The sequence below is a fragment of the Nocardia sp. JCM 34519.1 genome, assembly GCF_020361265.1.
GTDB lineage: Bacteria > Actinomycetota > Actinomycetes > Mycobacteriales > Mycobacteriaceae > Nocardia > Nocardia arthritidis_A.
This window is the reverse complement of sequence record NZ_JAIRBR010000012.1, coordinates 248919-263636: the sequence shown is the minus strand read 5'-3', so window position 1 is coordinate 263636 and position 14718 is coordinate 248919. Positions and strand designations below refer to the sequence as shown.

The window sequence follows — 14718 nt, the reverse complement described above, 5'->3', positions numbered from 1 at the left end:
GCTCCTTCTATCCGCCGATCCGACCCGACGCTACGTCCAGAGCACCGCTCGCGTACTACTTCTGGTTCAAGTCGCGGCGGGCCGCCACCTTCGACGACAGGCCGTGGATCTGCACGAACCCCTTGGCCAGCGACTGGTCGAAGGAATCGCCCTCATCGTAGGTGGCCAGGTTGAAGTCGTAGAGGGACTGCTCCGAGCGCCGGCCGTTGACCACGACATTGCCGCCGTGCAGCACCATCCGGATATCGCCGGAGACGTGCTGCTGGGTCTCCGCGACGAATGCGTCGAGCGCCCGCTTGAGCGGGGAGAACCACAGGCCGTCGTAGGCCAGCTCGCCCCAGCGCTGCTCGACCTGCCGCTTGTACCGGCCCAGTTCGCGTTCGAGGGTGACGTTCTCCAGGTGCTGGTGCGCGGTGATCAGCGCGATGGCGCCGGGCGCCTCGTAGATCTCGCGGCTCTTGATGCCGACGAGCCGGTCCTCGACCATATCCAGCCGGCCGACGCCCTGACGGCCCGCGCGCCGGTTCAGCTCGACGATGGCCTCGAGCACGGTGACCTGGCGGCCGTCGATGGCGACCGGGACACCCTTGTCGAAGGTGACGATCAGCTCGTCGGGCGCCTCGAAGTTGACGGTCGGGTCGGTGGTGTAGTCGTAGACGTCCTTGGTCGGGGCGTTCCAGAGGTCTTCCAGGAAGCCGGTTTCCACCGCGCGGCCCCAGACGTTCTGGTCGATGGAGAACGGCGACTTCTTGGTGACGTTGATCGGCAGCGCGTTCTCCTCGGCGAAGGCGATGGCCTTCTCCCTGGTCCAGGCGTAGTCGCGGACCGGGGCGATGACGTTCAGGTCGGGGGCGAGCGCGCCGATGCCGACCTCGAAGCGGACCTGATCGTTGCCCTTGCCGGTGCAGCCGTGCGCGACGGTGCTGGCGCCGTGGAATTTGGCGGCCTCCACCAGGTGCTTGACGATGAGCGGGCGGCTGATCGCCGAGACCAGCGGGTACTGGCCCATGTACAGGGCGTTGGCCTGGATGGTGGGCAGGCAGTACTCGTCGGCGAATTCGTCGCGGGCGTCGACGACGACGGCCTCGACGGCGCCGCAGTCGATGGCGCGCTGGCGCACGACGTTCATATCCTCGCCGCCCTGGCCGAGATCGATGGCGACGGCCACCACCTCGGCGCCGGTCTCCTTGCCGATCCAGCTGATCGCGACGGAGGTGTCCAGCCCACCCGAGTAGGCGAGTACGACGCGGTCGGACATGTCTTTGTGCTCCTTCGTGCCAGTAGGTCTGTGGTGGGTGCGGGCGGGGCGCGGTCCGGCGTCCCCGTCATTCGAGCGCCGCGGCGGCCCGCACGGCCTACAAATGATTATGCATGACGATGCAAGCCCATTCACAACTGGGGGTGGGTCGCCCGCCTGACGGCAGTGTGGACTGCCAGATTCGCCGACGGACTGCCAACCCGGCAGGCACGGCTTCCCGCTGACATCCAACGATGCGATGCTCGAAGAGACGACAGGGCTCGGCCGCAGCATCCGCAACGCTGACGGATCCGAGTCTTCACGATCGAAATGGGGGGGAATTCTATGGCTAGATCTATTTCACCGATGCCGAAACAGAGGCAGCTATCATTCCTTTTTACTACGTTGACGACATTCCTCGGAATCGCCATGTCAGCGGGGTTCGCCGATGCGCAAGCCAATTGGTCGGACATAATTGCGGAAGCAACCGACACCAGTGGTACCAACATTCCAATACGAGTCGGCAATGATAAACTAGGCTACAACCACTACGCCCAGAACATAATTTGACCAAGCAATATCCAATTATTCACACCATACGCAATGCCAAGCCCAGGACATCGGGCGCACGGGTCGAATACCGCGTCCTTTTCAAACGTGCAGGGTCTCGAGAGCAAGTAGTCCTCTACGTTATCGCACAGGCCGCGACACGGACCGACGATGGAGAATTCAAATCACCAGACGGCAAGAACATCGGTGTAATCACCGCGTACTGTGAGGGCATCACTGTATGCCCGGGCTGGCTCCGCGATCTGCAGCCGTCCTGACCAGCTGAATTCGGAGGTAGAGGCGAGATGGTTGCCGACACAAGCGATAACGCGTTCAGTTTCCTACTGAGGACGATGATTCCCCTGATAGTCGCCCCCATCGGGCCGCTACCTCCGACAGGTGTCCAGTTGCGCGGCGTCGTTCGGGCGGATGACGAGCGGGTGCGCGTCGTGCTGTCAGCGGACGCGCGAATGACATCGGGACTTGCGATAGAATTCGACCTTGCGCGCGATGCGGAAGCGTCAACGGTCAAGCCGATTATGGATCACGTGCGGGCCGGTGTCGCGCCGCAAATGGACGAACTGCTCCGCATTCACCCGCAGACGCGGGATAGCCATTCGAATATCGTGGTACCCGCCTCCGCCACGGGTTTTCGGCCTGCGGCGCAGCCCGCGCATTACGACCAAGCGTTGTTCAGTGTCTTCAGCCTTTTTGTCCACGGTGGTGGTTTCCCGTGGTTCGAGGAGGATTACACGTTCGGGGGGTTCATGTTTCGCAGCGATCGTATCTGCCGGATCTACGTCAAGGTAACCGCGACCGATGCCGTCTACGGATTCGACGCACCGATCAATGGACCCCATGGGCCTGGGACATATGGTTACGGGTTGCTGCCGCAGGAACTCGCGCCACTTGCTCGGACCGGCGATCTCGCCGCCAAGCCCGTAGTAGACGACACCGACGACTACTGCGTAGCGGTGGTCGATCTCTCCTCCTGGGTCGGCACGGTCGGCTGAGCCCTTCCGGTCCGCGCCTACTGAAAAGCACGAAAGTCACTGTCCATCAAGAACATTCCGGTGGTGGGCGGGGGGCGGATGTGCGACCCTGGAGGGACAGGGATCGGGGCGGGACCAAGGACGGATGCCATGCTGAACCTCATCGCGGGCGAATTCGCCACCCTCGGCAACGACGTGCTGAACATCGGGCACGCGATCGTCGGACTGATCCAGGACATGATCAACGTCGGCACCCAGAACAGTCCGGGTCACGGCGGGGCCGGGCAGTATCCGTTCAGCTGACGGCGGGCTCATCCGACGGCGCGACGGGCCGGGTTGTCCGCGCCGAACGGGCGCGGTCGAGCAGCATGAGCGGAACGGCGAGCACGGCCAGCACGACGCCGATCCAGTAGACCGACGTCAGGGCGGCGCCGCCGGTGAAGGCCGCGGCCGCGAGCACCGGCGTGAGACTGATGCCCAATTGGAAGGACGATACGTTGGCGGCGCCCGCGACGGTCGGGGCGTCGGCCGCGATGGCGAATACCCGGCCGTAGAGGGCCGGGTTGAGCACGAACGCGGCTACCCCTATGAGAGATACGGCGGGCGCGACAACCCAGATCTGTTCGATCGCCACCACCAGTACCACCGACAGCGCGATGATGCCGACCGTGCCGATGTTCAGCGCGAGGTGCGGCCACCGATCAGAAATCCGCCCACCGATGGATAGTCCGACGAATGCGCCCAGCCCGAACAGCGCGAGTACTGCCGGAATCCAGACCTCGGGGATCGCGGTGATGTCGTCGAGCATTGCCGCCAGGTAGTTGAACGAGATCATGTACGACGCCGTGGTCAGGATGGTGATCGCGAATACAACCCACAGCGCCGGTTTCCGCATCGTGGCGAGTTCCCGCGACAGGCTCGTTCCGGGATCTTCCGTCGGCGCACCGGCGGGCAATCCGACAACACATCCGATGGCACCGATAAGTGTGAGAACTACGATGGCCCAGAATCCGTCGCGCCACTGGGTGAAGTGGCTGAGCAGTGTTCCGGCCGGACCGCCCGCGACCATCGCGACGCTGAGCCCGCTCACCACGACTCCGGACGCGCGCGCATTGCGGTCGGGAGTGACCAGGCTGATCGCGGTCACCGAAGCGACAGCGAAGAATCCGGCGTATGCGAGACCGCAGACGACCCTGGTGACCAGGAGAACCGGATAGCCGCCGAGCAATCCGACGGCGATGCCGGCCGCGAAGACTACCTGCGTCAGTACCAGGGTGGTTCGGCGTGGCCAACGCAGGCTCAGCACGGCGAAGATCGGCCCACCGACGACAACGCCCAGCGCGAACGCGGTGATCAACATCCCGGCCGCGGCGAGCGTGACATCGAGATCGACGGCGACCGCGGGCAGCACGCCCGCCAACAGGAACTCCGCGCTGCCCATGGCGAACAGGCTGAACCCGAGCAGATATACACCGGCGGGCAGGCCGCCGCCCCGGGATGTGTCTGTCGAGCTGGTTGTGGTACTTACTGTCACGTCCATTCGGACCACCTCCGAACGGCAGCATCGACAGCGCGGACGACATCGCCGAATTCTGTTGCCGAAAGCGGGATTCCGTTGCCGAAAGAGGATTTCGGCCCCGGTGAGCCGAGTAACGGGTCTGCGTCGGGCTCGCCTGTACGCCGCTGGGCGGCGTGCGCCGATGAATGCGGCCGACGGTCTGTTCGCGCGGGAGGTGGGCTCGGCCCGCGCCGGCGGTCGCGGCAGTTCCGGCGACCGGTAGTGTGATCGAGTTGGCCGATTCCGAATCAAGCGTTCCGAAAAGGTCGACACGACAGAAGGATTCAACTATGACCGCACTGCATGGTATGTCCGTCGACATTCAGACACGCGATGGCGTCGCCGACGCATATGTTGTACACCCCGACGATGGCGCCGCCCATCCGGGAGTGCTCGTGATTCAGGACGGATTCGGGGTGCGGCCCGCCCTGCGTGCCCTGGCCGATCGCATCGCCGCCCACGGCTACACCGTCCTGCTACCGAACGCCTTTTACCGGCACGGGCGTGCGCCGGTGGTCGACCTGCCGGACTTCATCGACCCATCGGCACGCCCCGAGCTCTTCGCGCAGGTCGTCCCGATGATCCGCGAGCTGATGTCACCGGAGATCCTGCGGTCCGACATCGGCGCCTACCTCGCGTGGCTGGCGGAGTCGCCGCAGGTCGCCTCGGGGAAGTTCGGTGTCACCGGCTACTGCATGGGTGCGCGGATCTCGGTGCTGACCGCCGCCATGTTCCCCGATCAGGTCGGCGCAGTGGCCGGATTCCATGGCGGACCGCTGGTCACCGACACCCCGGACAGCCCGCACCTGTCCGTCGGAAACATCACGGCGGAGCTGTATTTCGCGCATGCGGGCGAGGATCACCACATGACCCCCGAGCACATCGCCCAGTTCGACAAGGCGCTCGACGCCGCGGGCGTCCGCTACCGCACCGAGGTCTACGAGGGCGCCCAACACGGGTACACCCAGGCCGATACCTCCGCATACGACGCCGAATCCGCCGAACGGCACTACCGCGAACTGCTGGCCCTGTTCGACCGCAATCTGCGGTAGTGGGTTTTCACGAGGCCCTGGCGACAATGGCGTCGGCGGTGGCCCGTAGCGCCGCGCTCGCCGCGGCCGGGAACGGCGCCTTGTCCAACGCGCGCTGCACCCGCAGCCAGCGCTCCCGGATCAGCTGCTCGACCTCGGCGCGCGCGGTGACGGCGAGGATATCGCGGCAGATGGCGGCGCCGCGCTCGTCCAGCCGCCGATTGCCGACCAGGCCGCGCAGTTGTGCGGCCTGGGTGGCGTCCGCGTTGCGCAGCGCCAGCGCGAGCAGCGCGGTGTGCTTGCCCTCGCGCAGGTCGTCGACGACCGACTTCCCGGTGCGCGCCGGATCGCCGAAGACGCCCAGCAGATCGTCCTGTAGCTGGAACGCCTCCCCCAGCGGCCGAGCATAGGCCGAAAGAGCTTCGCACACATCGGATCCCGCCCCGGCCAAGACCGCGCCGAGCTGCAGCGGCCGCTCCACGGTGTACGCGGCGGTCTTGTACCGGATGATCTCCAGCGCCTGGTCCAGGTCGGCCGTGGGGTGTCCGGTGGTGAGCAGATCCAGGTATTGGCCGTAGTTGACCTCCGAACGCATCGCGTCGAGCACCGTGGCCGCCGCGGCCAGTTGCACCGCGGAAAGCCCTGCCGTGTGCAGCAATTCGTCGGACCAGACCAGGGCGAAATCGCCGATGAGGATGGCGGCGCTGGTGCCGAACAGGTCCGCGGCGGCGGTATCGCGCGCGGTGCGGTTGCGGTGGGCCGCCGCCCGGTGCACCGTCGGCTGGTCGCGGCGGGTATCGCTGTTGTCGATGATGTCGTCGTGGATCAGCACGGCGGCGTGGAACATCTCCAATGCGGCCGCCGCCCTGATGATTTCGTTCGGCAGTTCGCCGCCGCCCGCGGCGTGCCAGCCGAATGCGCACAGCAGCGGGCGGATTCGTTTACCGCCCGCGAACAGGAACGAGCGCACCGCGTCGGTGACATCGCCGGGTAGCCCGCTGGCCGTGCCCGCGCGCGTCTTGCGTTCCAGGAATTCGTAGAGGGCATTGTCCACCCTTGCGCGAATCACGGTGCGGTCCAGCGGGTTCGTACCAACGGTTGCGGTCATGACACGGCCTCCGGTTCGGTGTTTTCGGTCAGGGTCGTGGCTTTCCTGGAGCGGGTTATCGCACCTCCCGATACGCGCCGAGCCGGCCCGCGCCCGCGCTCAACACCGCGCTCAGGATGCTGCCCGGGGTCAACCCGGCGGCGGCGAGCAGCTCGGATCGGTTGCCCTGCTCCAGGAATCGATGCGGCAGCCCGAGCGCGTGCACCGGGACGCGCTGGCCCGCCTCGGCCAGCGCACGGGTGAGCGCGGCGCCGATGCCGCCCGCACGGGTGTTGTCCTCCGCGACGACGACCAGCCGATGGCATCCGGCCGCGGCGACCAGTCGCTCCGAAATCGGCAGGACCCAGCGGGGATCGACCACGCTGGCGTCGATGCCGAGCTCGCGCAGCCGCGCCGCGACGTCCAGGCAGGGACCGGCCAGCGGGCCGATCGCCACCAGCAGCACGTCCCGCCCGTCGGCGCGGTGCAGCACATCCAGCCCACCGTCGCGTTCCAGCGCCGGAATATCGTGTCCCACCGAGGCTTTCGGGAAGCGGACGGCGGTCGGGCCGCGCCAGTCGGCGATCGCCTCGCCGACCAGTTCGCGCAGCCGCGCGGCGTCGCGCGGCGCGGCGACTCGGATGCCGGGCACGGTGGCGAACAGGCTCAGATCCCACATGCCGTGATGGCTCGGGCCGTCCGGCCCGGTGACGCCGGCCCGATCGAGTACCAGGGTGACCGGCAACCGGTGCAGTGCGACATCCAGCAGCAGTTGATCGAAGGCGCGATTGAGGAAGGTGGAGTAGATCGCGACCACCGGATGCAGTCCGGCCGTCGCCAATCCGGCCGCACTGGCCACCGCGTGCTGTTCGGCGATGCCGACGTCGTAACAGCGCTGCGGGAACCGCTCGGCGAAGCGGGCCAGGCCGGTGGGCTCCGGCATCGCGGCGGTGATGGCGACGACATCGGCGCGTTCGGCGCCGATCCGAACCAGCTCATCGGCGAAAATATCGGTCCACGCAACGGATTTCGCCGCCGAACCGCCTCGAGCGCCGGTGCTGTGCATCCGCTCGGCGTCGGCGCGGGCGGGCGGATAGCCTTTGCCCTTGACCGTCACGGCGTGCACGAGCGCCGGGCCGCCCAGCCTTTTCGCCCGGCGCAGCGCGGATTCCAGCGCGCCGATATCGTGGCCGTCCACCGGGCCCAGATAGGCGAAACCCAACTGCTCGAACAGATTCGGGCCCACGGCGCGGCCGTCGCGCAACCGGGCCAGGTGATCGGCGATGGCGCCGGTGGTAGGCGAGTACGAAAGCCCGTTGTCGTTGAGCACCACGATCACCGGCCGATGCGGTGCGGCGCCGATATTGTTCAACGCCTCGTACGCCATACCACCGGTGAGCGCGCCGTCACCGACGACGGCGACCACCGCCCGGTCCCGACAGCCCTGCAGCGCACGGGCTTTCGCGATGCCATCGGCATAGCCGAGCGCGGCCGAGGCATGGCTGTTCTCGATCACGTCGTGCGCGGATTCGTTCCGGCTCGGATAGCCGGACAGGCCGCCGGGCCGCCGCAGCCCGCGCACGAACCCGTCTCGCCGCCCGGTCAGGATCTTGTGCGCGTACGCCTGGTGCCCGATATCGAAAAGTATGGTTTCCCTGGGTGATTCGAAGACGCGATGCAGTGCGATGGTGAGCTCGACGACGCCGAGGTTCGGGCCGAGATGGCCGCCGGCGCCGAGCACGGTGTCGATGATCAACTCGCGGATCCGATCGGCCAGCGCGGGCAGCAGGTCAGCGGGCAGGCGGCGTAGGTCCTCGGGGCAGTCGACGCGGCCGAGCGGATCGCACTCGGCAGGTGCGGTCAGGGTGGAAACGGGGGTCGGTGCGATCATGGTGTGCGCCAATCGGGTACGGCCGGGCACGATCCGTCGTCGAGCCAGCCCAGGGATGCGGGGCGAAAAGTTTTCTCCTTTGCTGCGACGGATACGTGCGATTCAGGAGCAGGTGGGCTTGCGCGTCGATGCGCTAGGCACGCCGGTGTGCGACCAGGTACGCGAGTGCGATCAAATCCGCTGCGGCCGACCGGTCCGGGAGCGCGGCGACCGCGGCCGCGACCCGCTCGTCGGCCACCCGCCGGGTCAGCTGTCGGCCGCCCGCCAGCTCGATCAGCGCGGCGGCGCGGGCGATATCCGGTGCGGACAGCGGTTTTTCGGACCGATACAGGTTCGCCAGTTCCCGCGCGGCGGGTGTTCCGGAGCGCAGGGCCGCGACCACCGGCAGCGAAAGTTTATGGTGGGCAAGGTCATTGGTCGGCTTGCCGCTGACCTCGGGATCGCCCCAGATACCGATCAGATCGTCGATGAATTGAAAGGCGAGACCGAGGTTGCGGCCGAACCGGTCCAGCGCGGCGACGACGGAATCGGTGGCGCCCGCACACAGCGCGCCCAGGGCGCAGGCGCATCCCATGAGTGCGCCGGTCTTGCCGAGCGCCATCCGCTCGCAGTCGGAAACCGTGGTATCCCAATCGGTTTTGCTACAGCAATCCAGGTATTGGCCGCGGCACAGCTCGACCACCGTCCGCTCCAGCCGATCTATCGCGGCGGCCGCGAGCGCGCCGGGCAACTGCTGCGCGAGCACCCGCCCGGCCGACGCGTGCAGTGCGTCGCCGACCAGCACGGCATTGGTTGTCCCCCAGACCTTCCACACCGCAGGCCTGCCGCGGCGGTTCTCGTCCGCGTCCATCACGTCGTCGTGCACCAGGGTGAAGTTGTGCACCAACTCCACCGCGGCGGCCGCGGGCGTCGCGGCCGTCGGCAGCGCACCGCATGCGGTGGCCGCCGCGATGGCCAGCGCGGGCCGCAGTGCCTTGCCGGAGTCCGCGTTGATCGCCGCGCCGCGCGCATCCCACCAGCCGAAGTGGTATCCGGCCATGCGCCGCAACGGTTCCGGGAGTGCGCCGACGGATTCGCGCAGCACCGGTTCGAGGATCGTCCTGGCCCGCGCGAGGAGTTCGGCGGGCCGGTGCTGCGGTGCAGACGAGGTTGCGGTGGTCACGGTCGACCTTCTTTCCGCGGAGTCCGAGTGAAGGGAATTATCCGGCAGTGCGTTGCATCCGTGCCCTGATCTCGCCCACCCGTGCGGCGCAGGTGCCGATGCCGGTGGGTCCGGCGAGCGACCAGCGCGGACCGGCGGCGCGGTGGCGGTCGAGCAGCCACGGCTCCTTGTAACGCCCGGTTTCGATGTGCCAGTTCAGGATTCCGATCATCCAGTCCTGGAATTCGTGTGCCCGCCGATCGAGAATCCGGCGTGCGGTCGCATCCAGGTGATACTCCTCGTACAGTGCGGGCAGGTCCCGCTCCACCACGCGTTGGAATTGGCGCACGCGCGCATCGAGCAGGTCGGCGACGATTCGCACCGCGCGATCCCGGTCGCAGTCGAAGAAGTTCTGCATCACTCGCACCCCGTTGTGTGGATCACCGTCGAATTCGATTCGCTTCTGGTACGCGAAGATGTCGTTGACGAATGCGCCGACATCCATTGCGGTATTTGCCAGATCGGCGATCACCTGAGTCCGTTCGACCTCGGGCGACACGTCTTCCCGGTGCCGCATGGTCATGGACGAGCCGAATGTTTTGCGGCGCATCTCCACATAGTCGATCGGGTCGGGTATGCGGTTCAGCGCCGAATCGGCCATCTTCCAGTCGGAGCCGGCGAGGAAATCCGCGAGCGCGGTGCGGAATTCGCGCCGCGCGGCCGAATCCATGGGAGCCGTCGTGCGCCGCCAGAGGTCCGCGAAACCTCGTTCCAGCGCGTTCACCGGGGTGGGCGGCGCGGTCGTGAATTCGCGCAGCCGCCGGGTCTGTAATTTGGCGCCGACGAAATCCCGTCGCACGCCGAATATTTGGGAAAGGTAGTCGTCGTGGTAGGCGCGCCAGGCCAGCCATGCCGCCGCGAGATCCAGTTCGTCCATGGTGGCATCCGGATCCGAGCCGGCCGCGCACAGGGCGAAATCGAATTCACGCATATCCGCTTCCCGCCACAGGCCCGGACCGGGAACACCTGGCACCGGATCGTAGAAACCCATCCGCCCGCCCCATTCGAGCAGATTCCGCCGCGCCTGCCCCAGCAGCGGATTCAGCGCGAGCCGGAACGGCAGGTGGAGCTCGGGCAGCGGTGTCGGGCCGACTTTTTCCTTCCGCGGGCGCGAGAAGTTCTTGAATCGGCCCAATCCCAGGCCGTTATAGGTCGGGTGCGGGCCGGTGTGCGGCGCCGCTAAACCGCCCGCCCGCCCGAACGGCCGAATCGCCGACATGCCGAAACCTTTCGGCCCCAGCGACTTCGGCGGCACGTTCTTGTTCATGTATCGGCTCGACCGCATATGCCACTCGTGACCGCCCGCCTGCCAGTCCTGCAACCCTTTCACGTACGCGGCGACCGCGGCCTGCTGGTCCGGCCGCGCCGCGTGCTCGGCGAGCAGCACCGGTATCTCGGTGATCGCGGTGTGCTCGAACTGCTGCAGCCGGGAGCTGAGCAGGTCGTTGATCACCGCGGCGGCACGCTGGGTGCCGAAGCCGAAGAACCGCTCTACCACCAGGATTCCATTCGAGTTCTCCCCCTCGGCCAGCACCTCGCGCTCGTAGGAGAACAGGTCGTTGCGCAGGTGCACCGAATCGGCGAAGGTGTCCCGCAGCACCCGCAGTTGCCGGGTGCCGGCGAATTCGGGCGGCACCTCGGCAGCGACGGCATGTTCCACCAGCGTCGCCGACCACGGCGCGCCGCCGACCTTGCGCCGCATCTCGATGTATTCGATCGGATTGGCGATGCGGTCCTCCGCGATATTCCGCAGTTCCCACCGCGACTGCTCCATCAGCGCGCGGTTGTGTTCGGCGAAACGGCGCTGCCATGCGATGGACATAGCCGGTATCGTGCGCGTCCACAGGTCGGCCAGGCCGCGCTCGACCGGATTCTCCGGCGGCCGGGTCGCACCGCCGCCGATCGGCATCAGATCCCAGATGCGTTCCAGATATGCCTTGGCGCCCTTGCTATCCCGCGTCCGCTTGTAGAGTTCCAGGAAGTGGTCGTCGAAGTAGAACACCCAGGTGTACCAGTCGGTGATCAGCGCCAATTCGGCGGCGTCGCAGTCGGGGTGGGTGTAGGCGCACATGAGGCCGTAGTCGTGCCGGTCCACGTCGTCGGGAACCCAGATCTGTTGTCCCGCCTGTGGTTCGAAGAATCCCATCGCCGCGGCCCACGCCCTGGTGTGCGCGCGTGCGGCCTCGACGTTCGGGTTCAGCCGGGCGGGATACGGTGTGTAGAAATCGGGAAGTTCGAATGGCTGCGCCGTGTTCATGCGGTCGCCCTTCTCTCGGTTTTCATCCGGTGTCGGATGTCGTCGATGAAACGCGTTGCCCCACTTGGCTTTCGGCATCCTCCCGATAGGCGTGCCCGGCCGCCGCCACCCGCGGAAGCGGCGGATCCACTGACTGGTGAGATTTTCGGAAAAAGAACGACCACAATGTCGCTAGTTTCACCCGAAATTAGTGTAGGTCACCGATCTCGTATCTGTAAATGGTTGCGACACAAGGCGTTACGTTCTCAATTCGACAGACGAAGACGTCTGGCAAATCGGCCGCGCATTTGCCGAAATGCCGAGCTGGTATCAAATTTTCCGATGAACTGGATTATCGAGATGTGGATCGGAGTCATTTCATCGAGTTGAGATGAGCCACCGGCATCGCCGAATACTCTTGCGGCACACGGATGACCGAATCAGTCGCGGCGGATTCGGCTGCGCACCGGTGATTTTCGGCGAATCCGATCGCACGGAGGTCCGGGGCCGCCGCGGTTTCGCCACCGCGGCCGCCCGGGTGCGCACCGCGGCCTCGGCGCGTTGACGCGCGGCGGCCGCGCCGGATAGTCGGTCAGCGGGTCTTCGGGGGATGCGGCGGGAGCAACGGATTCGCCGCCGAATAGGCCTGGCACCGTCATATCGAGGTCGCACTCCTCGTGGTCCATACCCGCCGCGCCGACCGGTCGAGCGTTTCGCGTCATCGGCGGACAGGTGGAAATCACCCTGTTTCATAATCACAACGGCGAGCCGCGCCGATCCCCGCTGATATTCCAGAAATCTGAGCCTGCGACAATTGTAGGTCGGCCGCCGTTTACCGTAAAGCGTTACTTCCCAGCAACTTTCGGGTTACGCGACTATTCGGTATCGGCGAGTCCGCGCCGGTCCAGGAGCCGGACATGTCCCGGCTCCAGTTCGTCGAGCGATCCGACACCGAGCAGCTTCATCGTCCGGATCACCTGGCCGCGCAGGATTTCCACCGCGCGATCCACACCGGCCTCACCGCCCGCCATCAACCCGTAGAGATAGGCGCGGCCGATCAGGGTGAAGCGCGCGCCGAGTGCGCGCGCGGCGACGATATCCGCACCGTGCATGATGCCGGTATCGAGGTGCACCTCCAGATCGGCGCCGACCTCGCGGACGACCGAAGGCAGCAGATGCAGCGGTACCGGAGCCCGATCCAATTGCCGCCCACCGTGATTCGACAACACGATGCCGTCGACTCCGGCGCCGGCCAACCTTTTGGCGTCGGCCACCGTCTGCACGCCCTTCACCAAAACCTTGCCGGGCCAGCGATCCCGCAACCACGCGAGGTCGTCGAAGCTCACGGTCGGGTCGAACATGGCGTCGAGCAGTTCGGCGACGGTGCCCGACCAGCGGTCCAGCGAGGCGAAGGCGAGCGGTTCGGTGGTCAGGAAGTCCCACCACCACCGGGGCCGCCGCAGCGCGTCCAGCGCACCCGCCATGGTGATCGACGGCGGCACCGTCATTCCGTTGCGCGCGTCGCGCAGCCGCGCCCCGGCCACCGGGACGTCGACGGTGATCACGAGGGTGTCGAAGCCGGCGCGGATCGCGCGCTCCACCAGCGCGAGCGAACGGTCGCGGTCGGTCCACATGTACAGCTGGAACCAATTGCGGGCCCGCTCCCCCGTCCCGGCCGCCAGATCCTCGATGGCGGTGGTCCCCATGGTGGACAGGGTGAACGGAATACCGGCGCGCTCGGCCGCCCGCGCGCCGGCCAGTTCGCCCGCGGTGTGCATCATCCTGGTGAAGCCGGTGGGCGCGATGCCGAACGGCAGCGCCGACTCCTTGCCGAGAACCATTGTGCTGGTGTCGGTTTCGGCGACATTGCGGAGAATGGCGGGCCGGAACTCGAGATCGGCGAATGCCTCCCGCGCCCGGCGCAGGCTGATTTCGGCGTCGGCCGCGCCGTCGGTGTAGTCGAAGGCCACCTTCGGGGTGCGCTTGCGGGCCAGTTCGCGTAGATCCCAAATCGTTTGCGCGCGTTGCAATTTGCGCTCCAGACCGGCGAACGGGCGCTCGAACCGGACCAGCGGCGCGAGTTCGCGCGGCCGGGGCAGTCTGCGCTCGGTCACCGGGCCGCCTCTCCCTGGCCGGAGCGCGCGGCGGCCGGAGCGCGCAACCGGAGCGAATGCATGCCCGCGTCCACCTCCAGCATGGTCCCGGTGGTGGAACCCGCGGCCGGGCTCGCCAGATAGGCGACCGCGGCGGCGACCTCCTCGGCCGTCACCAGCCTGCCGTGCGGCTGCCTGGCCCGCAGCGCGGTGAGCTCCGCGCCGGGATCGGCGCTGGCGGCCAGCAACCGCTGCACCCACGGTGTATCGACGGTTCCGGGATTCACACAGTTCACGCGGATGCCTTCGGTCAGATGGTCGGCGGCCATGGCGCGGGTCAGCGCGAGCACCGCACCCTTGCTGGCACTGTAGACGGCGCGGTCGGGCAGGCCGGTGGTCGCCGCGATGGAACATATGTTGACGATCGCGGCCGACGCCGAGGCGCGCAGGTGCGGCAGCGCGGCGCGGCAGATCCGGACGGTGCCGAAGACATTGACCTCGAAGACATTTCGCCACTCGTCGTCGGTGTGGTCGGCGATGGTGCCCTGTGCGCCGATGCCCGCGCAGTTCACCACGATATCGATTCCGCCGTATGTCTCGGCGGCGGTCAGCACCGCCGCGCGCACGTCGGCGTCGTCGGTGACATCGCAACGTACCGCGAGGCCGGTGGTCGGCGCGCTGAGATCGCGGTCGAGCACCGCCACCCACGCGCCCCCGGCGGCCAGCGTCTCGCTGACGGCCTTCCCGATTCCGGATGCGCCACCGGTGACGATCGCGGTCAGCCCGCCGAATGCCTGCGCCGCCATAGCATTTCACCCTTCGAAGCACACAGATCCGATGTTT

11 protein-coding genes are annotated in these 14718 nt (G+C 67.0%); 3 read left to right on the top strand and 8 right to left on the bottom strand.

Annotated elements, in window-relative coordinates; genetic code table 11:
- Positions 1–55: 55 nt before the first annotated feature.
- Entirely contained in the window at positions 56–1258 is a 1203-nt protein-coding gene (locus LGY53_RS27515) for an argininosuccinate synthase (protein ID WP_225729607.1), read from the bottom strand.
- Positions 1259–2091: 833 nt separating this feature from the next.
- Between LGY53_RS27515 and LGY53_RS27510 the strand changes: the two genes are divergently transcribed.
- Together LGY53_RS27510 and LGY53_RS27505 are read left to right on the top strand one after the other, a co-directional pair.
- Positions 2092–2799 carry a hypothetical protein gene (locus LGY53_RS27510; RefSeq protein ID WP_225729606.1) on the top strand — a complete coding sequence of 236 codons (708 nt, stop codon included), beginning with the start codon at positions 2092–2094 and terminating at the stop codon, positions 2797–2799.
- Between the two features lie 129 nt (positions 2800–2928).
- On the top strand, positions 2929–3081 hold the full coding sequence (locus LGY53_RS27505; protein ID WP_225729605.1) for a hypothetical protein: 153 nt from the start codon (positions 2929–2931) through the stop codon (positions 3079–3081).
- Here LGY53_RS27505 and LGY53_RS27500 read toward each other — a convergent pair.
- Positions 3074–4318 (bottom strand): MFS transporter, encoded by a 1245-nt coding sequence (locus tag LGY53_RS27500; protein WP_225729604.1) that lies wholly within the window; start codon positions 4316–4318, stop codon positions 3074–3076. The genes LGY53_RS27505 and LGY53_RS27500 overlap by 8 nt on opposite strands.
- 308 nt (positions 4319–4626) lie before the next feature.
- Here LGY53_RS27500 and LGY53_RS27495 point away from each other — a divergent pair, with 308 nt between their 5' ends.
- A complete protein-coding gene (locus tag LGY53_RS27495; RefSeq protein WP_225729603.1) occupies positions 4627–5388 on the top strand; it encodes a dienelactone hydrolase family protein in 762 nt (253 codons plus the stop codon).
- Between the two features lie 7 nt (positions 5389–5395).
- On the opposite strand, the gene LGY53_RS27490 is transcribed toward LGY53_RS27495, so the two are convergent.
- The 6 genes from LGY53_RS27490 to LGY53_RS27465 all read right to left on the bottom strand — a co-directional run bounded on the left by LGY53_RS27490 (position 5396) and on the right by LGY53_RS27465 (position 14681).
- Entirely contained in the window at positions 5396–6475 is a 1080-nt protein-coding gene (locus LGY53_RS27490; RefSeq protein WP_225729602.1) for a polyprenyl synthetase family protein, read from the bottom strand.
- 55 nt (positions 6476–6530) lie between these two features.
- Complete coding sequence (locus LGY53_RS27485) at positions 6531–8345, bottom strand: 1-deoxy-D-xylulose-5-phosphate synthase (protein WP_225729601.1); 1815 nt, start codon at positions 8343–8345, stop codon at positions 6531–6533.
- 133 nt (positions 8346–8478) lie between these two features.
- On the bottom strand, positions 8479–9507 hold the full coding sequence (locus LGY53_RS27480; protein ID WP_225729600.1) for a polyprenyl synthetase family protein: 1029 nt from the start codon (positions 9505–9507) through the stop codon (positions 8479–8481).
- A 37-nt stretch (positions 9508–9544) separates the two neighbouring features.
- On the bottom strand, positions 9545–11803 hold the full coding sequence (locus tag LGY53_RS27475; protein ID WP_225729599.1) for a germacradienol/geosmin synthase: 2259 nt from the start codon (positions 11801–11803) through the stop codon (positions 9545–9547).
- An 854-nt stretch (positions 11804–12657) separates the two neighbouring features.
- Positions 12658–13896: an alpha-hydroxy acid oxidase gene (locus LGY53_RS27470; RefSeq protein WP_225729598.1), complete on the bottom strand. Its 1239-nt coding sequence runs from the start codon at positions 13894–13896 to the stop codon at positions 12658–12660.
- On the bottom strand, positions 13893–14681 hold the full coding sequence (locus LGY53_RS27465) for an SDR family NAD(P)-dependent oxidoreductase (RefSeq protein WP_225729597.1): 789 nt from the start codon (positions 14679–14681) through the stop codon (positions 13893–13895). The genes LGY53_RS27470 and LGY53_RS27465 overlap by 4 nt, the downstream gene beginning before the upstream one ends.
- Between the last annotated feature and the right edge of the window lie 37 nt (positions 14682–14718).